Raw genomic sequence first — 16,220 nt, forward strand, 5'->3', positions numbered from 1 at the left:
GCTCCTTATGCCTTGTCTTGTGATTGAGAAAAATGAACATCAGTAAAGCGGTATAGGTAGTGAGGACCACCCGCTTTAGGGCCAGTACCCGACAAACCTTGACCGCCGAATGGTTGAACACCAACAACAGCGCCCACTTGGTCACGGTTGATGTAGCAGTTACCCACACGAATGTGTTTCTCGATCCAACGGTAAGTTGTTTCGTTACGGCTGTGGATACCCATAGTTAGACCAAAACCGGTTTGGTTAATTTGGTCTACTACTTGTGTCAACTCACTCGCTTTGAAGCGAACGATGTGAAGCACAGGGCCAAACTGTTCTTCTGTCAAGCAGCTGATGTCATCGATTTCAAACGCACTTGGTGGAACAAAGTCACCATGTTCACAATCCGTACCTAAAGAAAGTTGAGCCACCTTCTTCTGGGTATTGGTCATGTTTTCTAAGTGCGCCATTAGCTTCTGTTTTGCGTTTTGGTCGATAACAGGGCCAACATCGGTTTTATGAAGGTGTGGAATACCAACACTCAACTCGTCCATTGCACCGTGAATCAATCCAACCACGCGGTCTGCAATGTCTTCTTGGATGTAAAGCACACGCAGTGCAGAACAACGTTGACCTGCTGAAGCGAATGCAGAACGAATAACATCACGAACTACCTGTTCAGGCAGTGCGGTACTGTCGACGATCATCGCATTCTGACCACCGGTTTCCGCGATAAACGGAACAGGCTTAGCGTTACGACTTGCCAATGACACGTTAATGCGTTGTGCAGTTGGGGTTGACCCCGTGAAGGCAACGCCCGCAATCGCATCATGACTGGTTAGCGCACTGCCGATCTCAGCGCCACGACCCGGTAGTAACTGAATCGTGCCAGCAGGGAAACCCGCTTCATTCATCAATTCCACTGCGCGAGCTGCAATTAAGCTTGTTTGCTCTGCAGGTTTCGCCACAACCGTGTTACCCGCCACTAGTGCAGCTGTAATTTGGCCAAGGAAGATCGCCAATGGGAAGTTCCAAGGGCTGATACAAACGAATACACCACGACCTTGTCGCGAAGCGATTCGAGTTAGACCATCAAAGCCTTTTAGCTCAAAACCTTGTAGGTTGTTCGCTTGTTTTGCGTAGTAACGACAGAAGTCGACCGCTTCACGCACTTCATCAATGCTGTCGTGAATTGTCTTACCCGCTTCTTGATGACAAATTGCCACCAGCTCAGCCAGGTTTTCTTCCATCAGATCCGCCAACTTCTCAAGCGCAGCGGCTTTGGTTTCAACCGATGTCGCATTCCAATCAGCAAATGCGGCGTCTGCACCAGTGATCGCTGCGGAAACATGATCAAGGTTTGCAAAAGCCACCTGACCCACGCTAATACGACGATCGTAAGGTGCTGTTACTTGTTCAACATTCTGATCAGCCTTGATCATGCTTTCGGCAAGAGATTCGCCGTTGATCACAGGTCCAGCAGTCCATTGATTGTTCAAAAAGCCTTTTACTTGCTCTTCAAACTGATGCGCTTCGCTCTCGATATCAATGTTCACACCGTATGAGTTCTTACGCTCAGGGAATACCGCTGGCGGCAGAGGAATCTTAGTGTTGTTCAACGTATCGAATGCCAAAAGCATGTCGACTGGATGCTGTGTTAGCTCTGCTACAGGGCAACGAGCATCAACCAAACGGTGTACAAACGAGCTGTTTGCACCATTCTCTAACAGACGACGTACTAGGTATGGCAGTAGATCTTTATGGCTACCAACTGGCGCGTAAATACGTACCGACTGTTGGTAAGCTTCCATTGCATGGTTGTAAAGTGAATCACCCATGCCGTGTAAGCGTTGGAATTCAAAGTCTTTATGGTCTGTCATCACTGCAATAGCGGAAACCGTATGAGCATTGTGGCTAGCAAACTGCGGGAAGATATTGCCACGAACACTTGGGCTCAATAGATAACGCGCACACGCTAGGTAGGCTACATCAGTCGCTTCTTTGCGAGTGTAAACAGGGTAGTTATCGAAACCAGCTTGTTGTGACCATTTGATCTCACTATCCCAGTAAGCACCTTTAACTAGGCGAAGTGGGATTAAGTCACCCTGCTCTTTTGCTAGGCGGTTTAGCCAAACTAGAACCGGTAACGCACGCTTTGAATACGCTTGAATAACCAGACCAAACTTGCCCCAGCCTTTCACTAGCTCGCTGCGATACAGTTTTTCGAATAACTTAAGCGAAAGCTCTAGGCGATCCGCTTCTTCCGCATCAATCGTAATCGCAACGTCTAGCTCTACTGCACGGCGCAGTAACTGCTCTAGCGTGTCGCATAGCTCAGTCAGTACGCGGTCTTCATTCGCCACTTCATAACGTGGGTGAAGCGCAGAAAGCTTGATAGAAACAGACGGTGCTGGGCTAGATTTTGAAGAGACGTATGTGTCTCGACCTACGGCTTCAATCGCCATTAGGTAATCTTTGAAGTATTTGTTTGCGTCAGCAGTGGTCAGTGCCGCTTCACCTAGCATGTCGTATGAGTAGGTAAAACCTTTGTCACGCATAGACTTACCGTTCTTCTGCGCTTCAGCAATGCTGCGACCAAGAACGAATTGGTGACCCATCACCTTCATCGCTTGGTGCATCGCTTTACGAATCACCGGCTCAGAAAGCTTGTTCACTAAACGGTTAACCGCTTGACCTGCACTCTGCTCTTTAGATGAAAGTCCAACCACCTTGCCTGTTAGCATTAGGCCCCAAGTTGATGCGTTAACAAAAACCGAGTCAGAATTCTTCAGGTGAGATTTCCAATCCGCAACGCTAAGTTTGTCGCGAATCAACGCATCAGCGGTTGCCGAATCAGGAATACGCATCAAGGCTTCCGCCAGACACATTAGCAAGATGCCCTCTTGAGTATCTAAGCTGTATTCAAGCAACAAGGCGTCGATCATCTGAATAGATGTTTTATCCGCACGGATAGACTCAATCAACGACGTCGTTTTGTCTGTAATTTGCTGCTTTTCAGACTCAGAAGGGGTAGCTAGCGGCAGAAGTTGCTCTAGCCATTGGGTTTCATCCACCATATATAATGGTGAGATAAGCGTCCAAAGATCAGCAAGCGACTGCTCATTGAATTCTGGCTTTAACACATCAGTAGCTGTAAACATGCGTTTTCCTTAATCTCACACCCGAAAAGAGTTCGGGATCTCTACAATGGCTGCAGTGTATTTAGAGTATATAAGGATTACTTGTCAAAAACTCCGAGTTTTTTGCTAAAAACTCGCTTTATTAACAAAACAAACACAAGGTCACATATGAAACTTTAAAATAATATGCCGTTTTGTTTCACTATTTAACAGAAATTTTCTTTTTGTATTGGGATGGTGACATGCCTTGAAGGCGTGAAAAGGTGTGAGTAAAGGAAGATTGACCGGAGAAACCAGCCAGTTCAGCGACCTGACCAAGGCTTAGATTACCTTGTTCAATTAAACGACGAGAACGGTCGATGCGCTTGCCAAGAACGTACTGGTGAGGGGTAATGCCCATTTGCTCTTTGAATAACATATGGAACTGGCTTTCACCCAAGAACACACTACCCGCAAGCTGCGCGACGGAGATCTTGTTTGCTAAATGCTGTTCTATGTAGCGATCCAACGCTTCAAGATCAAAGCGTGAATCTTTGATTGAGGTTTCAAATGCCGAGATGTGCCTTTGCATCAATGCAATCACCGTATCATTGCACGCACGGCTTAATAACAGATCATCAGGACTGGCCTGCATCTCTTGCACCAACATATGGATAAGCTTTTGAATTTGCGCATCTAATTGGAAGTAGACGTTCGATGATTCTAACTGGTTAATCTTCTCTAGCATCAGAGGGTCATCATCGGTTGGCATAGGCATGTTGAGCACGAGAATATCCGACTGACCAACCACTCCGCCGAAAGCATGATCAGAGCTCGCTGTCACCACACAACCTTGTCCTGGGCCAACAAGATTCCCCTTACCACTCACTTCAAATTCCGCCTGACCTTTTAAACCAATCACCACCTGAGAATAATGGTGATCGTGGCAATCCATATGCGATGGCAAAGTGATGATCTCAGCAGGACGAGGGCCAGTAAGGCCTAGCGGAGAAAGGTCTAGGTTAGGAAAGGGTAAAGGTTTAGACATGACAGAAAAATACTCGGGTCAACATAGTAAGAATAATACTCTTAAATGCGCATAAGATGAATTTGTAAATGCTCATGAGAGTTATTTGCTCGCGAGAATGAAAAGATCATTATCGCGATCATCTTGATCATGCCTCCGGAAGGATGATCAAGAGTGTACAAACTACGGGCATTGTAAAACCAATCGTTCCGGCGAATTTAGGGGCTTCACAAGCAATCACACGAACACGAACACGAAAAACATTTTACAGGCTTCTACGACATGGTGGGTAATGTATGGGAATGGACAACCGTTCAGAAAGGCCTAGCAAAAGGTGGCGCGTGGAGCTTCTCTCCTGAAGAAGCAAAAGTGCTTAACGAACTGTACGTACCGCCTTCAACGGCAGCGAACTATCTAGGATTCCGAGTAGTACGAGAGCTGTAGGCTCCCAGTCATAGGCTCAGAACCCCAAATATTTACTCTAGGTTCTCAATTATCACATTGAGCAACATTTATAGGGGAATTCCCCCCTTATGCATAAGCACTCCTAGGAGTAGATTCGTCGATAGAGTAGTAAGTCACTCTGGGTATCAAATTGATGCCTCAGTTTAATTTACCTGACCCTCGTAAATTAGACTGAAAATCTTCTACATGTCGACAAGGCATATCTTGTCTTTAGCCAGCCCCTCTTCAGGCTGGCTTTTTTTTGCCTGATTATCACCCTTTATGCCCATCGATTCTCCGTGATTGACACAGTTAATCAACAGTCCGTTTAACTGTCAGTCACCCCTTATTTTTCGTACTCTAATTGCCATTGCAGCGCTATAAGAAACTGATATCATTGCCATACCTCAGCTTACGAGATAAAACCTTGCCAGATCCACTCAACTCCATACATCGTTCTTTATTCGAACAACTTCCAGGCTGCTGGGGCTGCAAAGATACTGACTCGGTCTTCGTGTATGCCAACCTTGCTTACAACCAATTGATTGGCTTAAAACCCAATGAGACTTGTACTGGCTTGACCGACTTCGACATGCCCAGTCAAACCACTGAGTGCGCACAAGATTTCAGGGCTCAAGACAAACATGTAATGGATACACGCAGTACCCTTAAGATTCTCGATATTCACCCCTATCCAGACGGACGCTGGCACGCCCATATCTTTACCAAAACCCCTTGGCTTGATGATGACGACAACGTCCAAGGCACCATCTTCTATGGCCAAGAGCTTACCGATACCGCGATCTTAGAGGTTGGTCATTGGGTTTGTCAGGCCACAGGAACAAAAGGCAATCAGGCATCGCTTGCGGGGTCAGAGCCGCGTGTGTCTAAACTGCAAAAGCGGCTGACTTCGAGAGAATCAGAGGTGCTGTTCTTACTGCTTTTCGGCAAGAAACCACAGTACATCGCGTCGACGTTAAACATTTCAATCAAAACGGTCGAAGGTCATGTCGCCAGATTGAAACAGAAGTTTGATGCACGCAGTAAAAGCCAATTGATTGAGTATGCGTTGGATTCAGGATTGGGCTCAGTGATCCCAGAAACTCTGCTCAAAAAACAGATCTCCGTTGTTCTGCACAGTAACTGATTGACTGTTCATCTGAAAATGCAGACAAAAAAATGCCGTTGATTTGATAAGTCTAATCAACGGCATTTTTAGATCTGTTAAGCAGCTAAGCGATCAAAAAGCCTAAGGCGCTAGGCGATCAATATCCCAACTGTTGTCTTGGCGAGAGAACAAGAAACGGTCGTGCAAGCGGTGTTCACCACCCTGCCAGAACTCAATGCTATCAACACGAACTCGGAAGCCACCCCAGAAAGAAGGCACAGGAATCTCGCCTTTGGCAAACTTCTGTTTAAGCTCTAGATACTTACCTTCTAAAATCCCACGCGCTGAAATGCGGCTACTCTGCTTACTTGCAATCGCGGCCAATTGGCTCTCTTTTGGACGTGACGAGAAGTACTTCATATTTTCCATAGCCGTTAGCTTTTCAGCCGTGCCCGTAATATGAACTTGTCGCTCAAGTGGATGCCAAGGAAAGTGCAAACTGATTTTGCTGTTGTGCTCAAGCTGGTGCGCTTTGCGGCTACCTAAGTTGGTGTAAAAAACGAACCCGTCTTTATCAACATTCTTCAGCAGAACAATTCGTTGGAATGGCTGACCATTTTCATCAACCGTAGCAACTGTCATGGCAGTAGGGTCCGTCAACTTCGCTTCAATGGCTTGCTCTAGCCATAGATTGAATTGCTCAAACGGGTCTGCGGCCAAGTCTTTGCGTCTCAATCCACCCTTAGCGTATTCGCGACGAATATCTGTCAGTTCCATTTGGTTGCTCCTTTTAATTTTTTTGTGATTTTGCGCCGTAATCCTTTGAAACACAAGTCTAAGCCATGGTTTTGTCTCACAGAAGGTGCTCTGTGTTAACAAGATCTCGGTACTCTCTCCATCATATTGATAATCTTTATACAAACCGATGACAAGCTGAGATCCGAGTGACCAAAATACTGCCTAACCTAATGACGCCCTTTGTTTTATTCTCATTGTTATTGGGAGCTGCAGGGCTGACCGCAACCCACTTTATGGCAGTACAATTCCAAGAAAAAATCGTCACTCAGCAACTCGATGAAGCGGCGAATAAAGCCAATCTACAAATCGATTCTGAACTGGATAAATTCAAACAGATCCCGGATTTGCTCAGTCATGACCCGCGCTTGCTCTCTTATTTTGACTCATCACAACGAGCAAACAAGATTTCCGCTGCGCAGCTCAATCAATTGCTGTTTGAATGGTCGAATCAAAGCCAAGCCGACACCATCTATATTCATGACCCGAGCGGTACTGTGGTCGCTTCCAGTAATTACCAAAAGCCTCGTACCTTTGTAGGTGAGAACTTCTCGTTTCGTCCCTACTTTGCTTCTGCCATTCAAGGTAACAACACACAATATGTCGCGCTAGGCGCTCGTTCGAACGTACGCGGTTATTTTCTGTCTTCACCGCTGTATGTTGAGAATCACATTGTGGGGGTTATCACCGTAAAAGTGAGTTTAGAAAACCTCGAAAACATCCTGACCAGCGACGACTTTGAGATCGTAGTACTCGACTCGAACCAAGTGGTCTTTCTATCAAGCCAAGCTCCATGGCTTTATCATTCACTGTTGCCATTAACGCAGCAACAACAAACGGATATCGCACTTCAACGCCAATACGGTCAAAGCGAAATTTCGATCATCGAAGCCTTTCGTTCTTCAAGATCTCAGTCAGAAGCGAGCAATACCAATCAATCTAGCAACCTTCAATCCAATGAAATCCGAAAAGAGCTCACCGCCAACCAGTTATTCAAGCTTGGTGCTTTTAATCTTTACCCTGCAACGGTCAGCAACAACCAGTACCAAGTTGTCGCACTAAAAGAGACCAGAGCTGAACTTATTAAAATCTTTCAGATCGATGTCATCTTCGTGGTGATTTACAGCTTGGTGATGCTCATCGCTTGGTCGTGGCGCCAGACTTATCTCGCGAAAGTGGCGTTGACCCGACTCAACCAAAACCTAGAGCAAACCGTTGATAAACGTACCCACTACTTGAAGCAATCCAATCAGCAGCTGCAACAAACCCTTTTTCAATACCAAGAGTCGCAGTCGAAGTTGAAACAGACAGAACAAGAGCTGACACAAACCGCGAAACTAGCGGTACTCGGTGAGCTGTCAGCCAGCATTAACCACGAAATCAACCAACCGCTTGCAGCACTGCGAACCTACAGTGAAAACAGCTTAAAGCTACTGGAAATGGAACGAACCGATTTAGTGAAAAGCAATCTTGAGAAAATGATTGGCCTCAACAACACCATTACCGACATCATCGCGCGACTCAAAGTCTTTACTCGCAAGGTCACCAAACAAGAACATCATGTGGCGAACCTGCATCAAGCGGTCAATAACGCCACTAGCATTCTCAGTGCGCTGATGATCAAGCAAGGCATTACGCTAAGGCTAAGCACGGTGCCAGATGACATCAATATTGCGATTCATCCAACCGAACTCGAGCAAGTACTGGTGAATCTGATTCACAACGCGACTCAAGCGCTGCAACATCAAGTTCTTGAACAGAAAATCTTGCAGGAGCAACAAAACCTGGAAAGCGTTGACCAACAGGCTAGCCCACAGATAGGCATCGAATGGCAACTGCATCATGACGCTTGTCAGCTGATCATTTGGGATAACGGAATTGGCATGCCGAACGATAAGCTAGAACAGCTGTTCGACCCGTTTTTTACCACCAAACCGGAAGGCTTAGGGCTAGGGCTTTCAATATCGAAACGGATTATTGAAGCGTATCACGGCACGATCAGCGCGAACCGATTAGAGCCTTCAGGCATGGTATTCTCGCTAAGCATCCCGTTATATAACGATAAGGGCTAACACGCCGTTGTTATCGCTGATTAGAAAACGAATCTCACATACTGCTAATCTCACCTACAGCTAAGGACTCGACTTTTGCACTCTATGCCTAAACTCTATTTTGTCGACGATGAACCCGCCATTCGAGACTCCGTAGAACAAGCCATGCTCATTGAAGGCATCGATATCGTCTGCTTTCCCAATGCTATTGAGGCATTAAAGAAAATAGATACCACGCAAGCCGGAATTGTCATCACCGATATTCACATGCCAGTGATGGATGGCATTCAATTAACGCAAAAATTACTGAGCCAAAACCCTCATTTTCAGGTCATCGTACTTACCGGACATGGTGACGTGCAAACCGCGGTATCCGCAATGAAAGCCGGCGCTTACGATTTTCTGGAAAAGCCATTTGTGGTCGATGCCCTACTCACTGCCGTTAAAAAAGCCGCAGATAAACTCGCACTGGTTGAAGAGAACAACCTATTGCGCAAAGAGTTGGCAATGCAAAATCAGGTTGGCCCAAAACTGATTGGTCAATCTCCATCAATGCAGGCATTGCGCCGAGAATTGATCACCCTAGATACCAAAACTAACCCACTTCTATTGTTTGTTGGTGATTTAGGGACGGGGAAAAGGGTCACTGCACAATACACCCATGATTTACACAGTCATCAAACCGCGGAGCTTTGCCCTGTCGCGGCGTTTAATTTGCCACGCAGTGACGAAGCGACATTCCATCAGTTTGTTTTGCAACTGTTCTTAAAGCATCAAGGTGGAACACTCTATATCCATGAAACAGAAGCGTTAACTTCGCAGCAATGGCTATGGTTAGCCGCTCTAAAACCCACTCTACTTCATGAAAACTCATGCAACACCAATGCAACTTGTATCATTATCGCAACTACAGTAGTTCCTACTACAATTACAGGTGAACTACGCCGGTTTAATTTACTACCCTTGGCGCAAAGAACGGAAGATATTGGCTCTTTATTCAAACACTTTGCTCGTGGTGCGGCCAGTCGCTATCAGCTGCCACCCCCCGTCATTACAGAAAAAGAGATTCAGCGACTCATTGCAACGCATTGGACGGAGAACATTCGTCAGCTTCGCCAACATGCCGAACTCAGAGTGCTGACTCAAATTAAGCAGCCGTCGCTCGACAGCGATACTGATGAGCAAAATGAACTCGATATGAGCATTGAAGAGCAACAACAGTCGTTAAACCAACGCACCGATAGCTTTGAACAAATTATCTTGATTGAGGCACTACATCGCCATCAAGGTCGTTTAAAAGAAGTACAACAAGAGCTGCAGGTGTCGCGAAAAACGCTGTATGACAAACTAAGAAAGCATCAGCTCGATAAAACCGATTTCAAGAACCGATAAGTCTTAAAAAATATATAAATTCAAAGATTTAAAGGAACAAAATCTTAACATTTATAAGAAGTAAGAATACACTCAATAGGCTTGCACTTTTACTTAGCGAACAAGGACTGTTATGAGTCAGAAAAATTTCAGCAAATTGAACGAGACCGAGCTTGAGTATGTCGACGATAAAACAGCGGCACTACTCCTCAATACGCCCACCAGTGCGCGAATTATGTTGTGGGTGATCGTTCTGTTTTTTATTGCTGCTATTGGGTGGTCTGCATGGGCAGAGATCGACAAAGTTACCGTTGGCCAAGGCAAAGTGATCCCCTCCTCTCAGATCCAAGTGGTACAAAACCTTGAAGGTGGCTTAGTTAAAGAGATCTTAGTTAAAGAAGGTCAACGTGTTCAGAAAGGTCAGCAGCTACTGTTGATCGATGACACTCGATTCCGTTCGGACTTCCGCGAACGTGAACAACAAGTGGCGAACTTAACCGCCAACGTGTTGATGCTATCCGCTTCATTAACCAGTGTCGTCATTAACGAAGAGTTCTCTGTTGAAGAGTGGAAAAAAAGCGTGTTGCTTGATTACGGTAAACTCGCCTTTCCACCAAAATTCTACGAGCTTCAGCCTAAACTGGTTAATCGCCAAAAAGCCGAATATCGTCAAGATCTGAATAACCTAAAAAACCAACTTTCTGTTTTTGATCAACAAGTTGAACAGAAACAGCAAGACCTAGTTGAGATTAAGGCGCGGGTTCGCAACCTAAAACAGAGTTACCAGTTTGCTCGCCAAGAACTGGATATCACCAAACCCCTCGCCGATGAAGGTGTGGTACCACGAATTGAATTACTTAAACTGCAAAGACAAGTGAACGACACTCGCCGAGAAATGACCTCAAGCGAGCTAAAAATCCCTCTGCTACGCTCAGCAATCAAAGAATCCATGCTCAGCCGTATTGATGCCGCACTGAACTTCCGCTCCGAACAACAAGAAAAGCTCAATCAAGCGCAAGATAAGCTCTCTGCAATGACCGAATCGGCTGTTGGCCTTGAAGACCGAGTAAACCGTACTGTGGTGGTTTCTCCTGTAACTGGCACCGTTAAAACATTGGGTATTAATACTGTCGGTGGTGTTATCCAACCGGGTATGGACATCGTTGAAATTGTACCGACAGAAGACTCTCTATTGGTTGAAGCGAAAATCGCCCCGCAAGATATCGCTTTCCTACGCCCAGAATTGACTGCCATCGTTAAATTCAGTGCCTATGACTTCACTAAATACGGCGGCCTAGAAGGCGTGTTAGAGCACATCAGTGCCGATACCACTCAAGATGAAGAAGGCAACAGCTTCTACATCGTGCGTGTGCGCACCGAAAAACACAATTTTGGACAGAACGAAGAGTTGCCAATCATTCCGGGCATGACCGCCTCAGTCGATATCATCACAGGCAAAAGAACCGTGCTTGAGTACATGTTGAAGCCACTATTAAGTGCTCAAAACAATGCACTAAAAGAGTAAGGACGTTGGATGTTTGATAACGCCTTTCAGTACGCAGTAAATAGACAAGAGCAGAGGCTATGAAGTCTCGGATTTCGCTATTGCTGCTGGTCCTCACCTCTTTCACCTCTGTGGCGCTCAACAAGAGCGACCAACGGTGGATAGATACAGTGACCAAAACCTACGGCGATAGAGCCGGAAAGCGAGTGGCAACATGGCGCTCAAATATGACGTCATACGACGGATTAAGTGAAAAAGAGAAGCTCAGGTCGGTGAACCAGTTCTTCAACCAGATGTACTTTGTCGATGACAACATACTGTGGGGAAAGAATGATTACTGGGCAACACCACTGGAATTTTTAGGCAGCAACGCCGGTGATTGTGAAGACTTCACAATCGCAAAATACTTCTCTTTGCTTGAACTGGGCGTCCCAGATAAGAAATTACGATTAGTGTACGTAAAAGCACTGGAACTAAACCAGTTCCACATGGTGTTAGCTTACTACTCAACACCGAGTGCAGAGCCATTAATTTTGGACAACTTAAACCCTGAAATTAAACGCGGTTCCAAACGCCCAGATCTAAGACCAATTTACAGTTTTAACGGTAAAAACCTTTGGTTGATCAAGTCGGCAGCAGGCAGCGGCAAGTTGGCAGGGAAATCTTCAAGATTGAGCTTATGGAACGACTTACGTTCACGTGAGCGCTCTCTAAAATTAAACAAACCCATTATCAATTACGATGAGTAGGTACAATGACTTTATATAAACAGCTTGTGGTCGGGATGGTTGCAGTGTTCATACTGCTGATGACGTCAGTTTTTATGATCGAATTCAATACCACCCGTGGATACTTAGAGGAGCAGCAACGCTCTGAGGTAAGTAATACCATTAATACTGTTGGACTGGCTCTCGCCCCTTACCTAGAAGAAAAGGACAAGGTGGCAGTAGAGTCTGTTATCAACGCCCTGTTTGATGGCAGTTCTTACTCAGTCGTTCGATTGATCTTTCTCGATAGCGGTGAAGACATTCTCCGCTCATACCCTGTAAAGCCAACTGGCGTACCAGAGTGGTTTACCAACCTAAACCTGTTCGAGCCTGTTCATGACCGCCGCGTGATCACCAGTGGCTGGATGCAATTGGCCGAGGTCGAGATCGTAAGTCACCCAGGCCCTGCCTACGATCAACTTTGGCAAGCATTCATCCGCTTACTGAGCATATTTGGCACGATCTTCTTGCTCGGTTTGGTGTCTATCTCTTGGATCCTTAAGCGCGCTTTACGCCCGCTCTCGTTGATCATTACCAAGATGGATCAGATCGCCAAGAATCAGTTTGGCGAACCTCTGGCTCGTCCAAAGACAAAAGATCTCACCTTGGTTGTCGATGGTATCAACCACATGTCGACTCAAGTTGAACTGGCATTTAAAAACCAAGCGAAAGAAGCTCAGAAGTTACGTGAAAGAGCATATATCGACCCTGTATCTCAGCTAGGTAACCGTGCTTACTACATGTCTCAGTTAACTCAATGGTTAGAGGAGTCGAGCTTAGGTGGTTTAGCGGTACTTAAAGCGGAGTTTATCAGTGAAGAGTACGATGAAAAGGGCTATCAAGAAGGTGATGCCTTGGTTCATCAACTGGCTGAACAGCTGCAAGCTTCAATTTCATCTCCAGATATCACCATCGCTCGTATTTCTAGTGACGAGTTCGGTTTCATCATGCCAAACATTGATGAGAGCGAACTGAAACTTGTCGCGAGCAGCATCGTAAACTGTATCCAGAGCCTAGGTTCAGACCCAACAGGCACTGCGAATCCACATATTGCTCTTGGTGTGACCTACAGCAACAAGCGTAAAACCAGTACTGAAATCATGTCGCTGGTGGATAACGCACTCTCAAGTGCCAAGGCGAATCGAGAACTTGCTTACGGCTACGTAACCGCAGACGATCACGGCGCAGTGATGGGCAAACAACAATGGCGTATGTTGGTTGAAGAAGCGATCATCAACGACCTCATTACCTTCCGTCTGCAGGCTGCAAACAATGCCTTTGGTAAAACCTATCACCAAGAGGTGTTCTCTGCGATTGAAAAAGATGGCGTGCGTTACGGTGCTAACCAGTATCTATACGCGCTAGAACAGCTTGAAATGAGCCACATTCTCGACCAATACGTTATTGAGAAGATGGTTGAAAAGCTCAATGCAAAAGAAGTAACCAGCCCAGTCGCTATTAATCTCTCGCCAAGCAGTATATCTCAACCAAGCTTCATCCGTTGGATCGGTAAGACGCTTGAACAGAATGCTTCAATCGCTCACCTGTTGCACTTTGAGATTCCAGAAAACTGCTTCATCAACGTTCCGCACTACACGGCACTTTTGTGTAACACCATTCGCAACGCTGAAGCAGTGTTTGGTGTCGATAACTACGGACGTAACTTCCAATCACTGGATTACATCAACGAATACCGTCCAAGCTATGTGAAGCTAGATTACCTGTTCACACATAACCTTGATGACGAAAAACAGAAGTTTACCTTAACGTCGATCTCTAGAACCGCTCACAACCTAGGCGTCACCACCATCGCGTCTCGAATAGAAACTCAGACTCAGCTAGATATTCTGTCTGATAACTACGTAGAAGTGTTCCAAGGCTTCATTGTTGATAAATAGTTGTAAGGGTTATATCACATGCAAGATCCACTATTGAACTCACTGATCTACGTTAGCCGGTATTACGGGTTAGCTAACTCGCCCGAAGCGTTGATCAATGGGCTACCACTATCCGATGGAAAGCTAACCCCTTTCCTATTCCCACGCTCTGCTGAACGAGCAGGATTAGTGGCAAAAGAAAACCGTTCCGACTTAGAAAAGATTCCTCACCTGATTCTGCCTGCCGTTTTACTGCTTAAACAAGGTGAGGCGTGCGTTCTCAACAGTATCGATTTAGAGAAGCAAGAAGCGGAAATCATTACTGCGGAAAGCGGAATGGTGCCAATCATCATTCCTGTCGAAGAGCTGAAAGAACAATTCATCGGCCGCTACTTCTTGGTAAAGAAACAGTTCCGTTATGATGAACGTTCACCAGAAGTTCTAAAAACACGTAAAGGGCATTGGTTTTGGAGCACGATTTGGGAATCTAAAAACATCTACCGAGATGTGTTGATCGCCTCCATTCTGATCAACATCTTCGCAATTGCCGCGCCGATGTTCACTCGCTTGGTGTACGACAAAGTAGTCCCTAACCTCGCCTTTGAAACTTTGTGGGTGCTAGCGAGTGGTATCTTTGTCGTGTTCCTATTCGATTTGCTGCTCAAATTGATGCGAAGCTACTTCATTGATGTTGCCGGTAAGAAATCCGATATTCTCATTTCCTCCAAGCTGTTCAGTAAAGTACTGGGGATTCGTATGGAAGCGAAGCCTGCTTCCGTCGGTGCTTTCGCTAAAAACTTGCAAGAGTTCGAATCCATTCGTGAATTCTTTACCTCTGCAACCATTGGCTCGCTCATCGACCTCCCCTTCGCACTGATGTTCTTAGCGCTAATTTGGCTAATGGCTGGAAACCTTGTATTCGTTCCCGTTGCTGGCGTGGTCATTTTGATCGTCTATGCATTGCTAATCCAAGGCCCACTGCGCCGCACCATTGAAGAAGGATCTCGTCTTGCCTCGCAGAAGTATGCAAACTTGATTGAAAGTTTGGCGGGTCTAGAAACCGTTAAGCTATTCAGCGCGCAAAGCCAATTCCAATTCCGTTGGGAAGAAGCCGTGGCTCACATGGCGAATTGGAATATCAAAAGCCGACGCATCACAGACAGCATCCAAAACACCGCCGGTTTTGTTCAGCAGAGTACTAACGTAGGTATGATCATCTTTGGTGTGTACCTGATTGCGGAAGGTGAGCTTACGATGGGTGGCTTGATCGCTGCGACCATGCTGAGTGGCCGAGCGATTGGTCCTCTTGTTCAGTTATCTTTGCTTTCGACTCGTTACAACCAAGCGAAGTCATCAATGACTCTGATTGAGCAAGTGATGTCGATGCCTGATGAACAAGAAGAAGGTAAACGCTACATTCACCGTCCGATTATTCAGGGCCATATCGCGCTAGATAAAGTGACGTTTCACTACCCAGATTCACCCGTTGCTTCAATTAGAGACTTAACCCTCAATATTAGTCCAGGCGAGAAAGTGGCGATCATTGGTCGTATTGGTTCAGGTAAAACCACACTAGAACGTCTGATTATGGGCCTGTACAAGCCAACAGAAGGCCATGTACGCATTGATGACACCGATATGGAACAACTGCATCATGTCGACGTACGACGCAATATAGGCTGTGTGCCGCAAGACAGTAACTTGTTCTACGGTTCGGTAAGAGACAACATTACTTTAGGCCGCCCTTTGGTGGATGACCGTGACGTGATGGATGCAGCGAACCGTGCAGGCGTAACCGCGTTTACTCAGCAAGATCCTGCAGGTTTAGAACGCCAAGTGGGTGAAGGTGGTGCCTTGCTGTCTGGTGGTCAACGTCAGTCAATTGCCATTGCTAGAGCCTTCCTAGGCCGTCCGCCAGTATTGTTAATGGATGAGCCGACCAGTGCTATGGATAACCGTTCTGAGATGCACATCAAACACCAGCTTAACCAGTTGCTACCAAGCGAGACGTTGATTCTGATTACACACAAAACGTCGATGTTGGACATTGTCGATCGAGTGATCGTTATGGAGAAAGGCTGCATCATTGCCGACGGTCCTAAAGCACAGGTTCTTTCAGACCTTAAACAAGGTCGAGTTAGAGCCGTAAGTTAGAGCGCTCAAGCCATCTAAATA

10 protein-coding genes and 1 pseudogene are annotated in these 16,220 nt (G+C 46.0%); 8 read left to right on the forward strand and 3 right to left on the reverse strand.

The window, feature by feature from the left end:
• Positions 1 to 5: 5 nt before the first annotated feature.
• On the reverse strand, positions 6 to 3,143 hold the full coding sequence (gene putA / locus AB4133_RS17075; RefSeq protein ID WP_372225106.1) for a bifunctional proline dehydrogenase/L-glutamate gamma-semialdehyde dehydrogenase PutA: 3,138 nt from the start codon (positions 3,141 to 3,143) through the stop codon (positions 6 to 8).
• Positions 3,144 to 3,324: 181 nt separating this feature from the next.
• Entirely contained in the window at positions 3,325 to 4,149 is an 825-nt protein-coding gene (locus tag AB4133_RS17080; RefSeq protein ID WP_017065150.1) for an AraC family transcriptional regulator, read from the reverse strand.
• Between the two features lie 246 nt (positions 4,150 to 4,395).
• Here AB4133_RS17080 and AB4133_RS17085 point away from each other — a divergent pair.
• Positions 4,396 to 4,572 (forward strand): annotated as a pseudogene (locus AB4133_RS17085) (SUMF1/EgtB/PvdO family nonheme iron enzyme); the annotation flags it as partial.
• 364 nt (positions 4,573 to 4,936) lie between these two features.
• Positions 4,937 to 5,719, forward strand: coding sequence for a PAS domain-containing protein (locus tag AB4133_RS17090; RefSeq protein ID WP_372073586.1), 783 nt, complete (start codon positions 4,937 to 4,939; stop codon positions 5,717 to 5,719).
• A 102-nt stretch (positions 5,720 to 5,821) separates the two neighbouring features.
• On the opposite strand, the gene pdxH is transcribed toward AB4133_RS17090, so the two are convergent.
• The gene (gene pdxH / locus AB4133_RS17095; RefSeq protein WP_372225108.1) at positions 5,822 to 6,457 is read right to left on the reverse strand and encodes a pyridoxamine 5'-phosphate oxidase; all 636 of its coding nucleotides are present in this window, start codon (positions 6,455 to 6,457) and stop codon (positions 5,822 to 5,824) included.
• 167 nt (positions 6,458 to 6,624) lie between these two features.
• Here pdxH and AB4133_RS17100 point away from each other — a divergent pair, with 167 nt between their 5' ends.
• From AB4133_RS17100 to AB4133_RS17125, 6 genes are all read left to right on the forward strand, one after another.
• Positions 6,625 to 8,547 carry an ATP-binding protein gene (locus AB4133_RS17100; RefSeq protein ID WP_372225110.1) on the forward strand — a complete coding sequence of 641 codons (1,923 nt, stop codon included), beginning with the start codon at positions 6,625 to 6,627 and terminating at the stop codon, positions 8,545 to 8,547.
• An 84-nt stretch (positions 8,548 to 8,631) separates the two neighbouring features.
• On the forward strand, positions 8,632 to 9,918 hold the full coding sequence (locus tag AB4133_RS17105; RefSeq protein ID WP_372225225.1) for a sigma-54-dependent transcriptional regulator: 1,287 nt from the start codon (positions 8,632 to 8,634) through the stop codon (positions 9,916 to 9,918).
• Between the two features lie 112 nt (positions 9,919 to 10,030).
• Positions 10,031 to 11,422 (forward strand): HlyD family type I secretion periplasmic adaptor subunit, encoded by a 1,392-nt coding sequence (locus AB4133_RS17110; protein WP_048660519.1) that lies wholly within the window; start codon positions 10,031 to 10,033, stop codon positions 11,420 to 11,422.
• A 59-nt stretch (positions 11,423 to 11,481) separates the two neighbouring features.
• Positions 11,482 to 12,150 (forward strand): transglutaminase-like cysteine peptidase, encoded by a 669-nt coding sequence (locus AB4133_RS17115; protein ID WP_372225112.1) that lies wholly within the window; start codon positions 11,482 to 11,484, stop codon positions 12,148 to 12,150.
• Between the two features lie 5 nt (positions 12,151 to 12,155).
• Positions 12,156 to 14,066 (forward strand): LapD/MoxY N-terminal periplasmic domain-containing protein, encoded by a 1,911-nt coding sequence (locus AB4133_RS17120; RefSeq protein ID WP_017061208.1) that lies wholly within the window; start codon positions 12,156 to 12,158, stop codon positions 14,064 to 14,066.
• A gap of 18 nt (positions 14,067 to 14,084) precedes the next feature.
• Positions 14,085 to 16,199, forward strand: a complete 2,115-nt coding sequence (locus AB4133_RS17125) for a type I secretion system permease/ATPase (protein WP_017061209.1) — start codon at positions 14,085 to 14,087, stop codon at positions 16,197 to 16,199.
• Positions 16,200 to 16,220: the final 21 nt, after the last annotated feature.

The sequence above is a fragment of the Vibrio sp. 10N.286.52.F8 genome, assembly GCF_041468745.1.
GTDB lineage: Bacteria > Pseudomonadota > Gammaproteobacteria > Enterobacterales > Vibrionaceae > Vibrio > Vibrio crassostreae_C.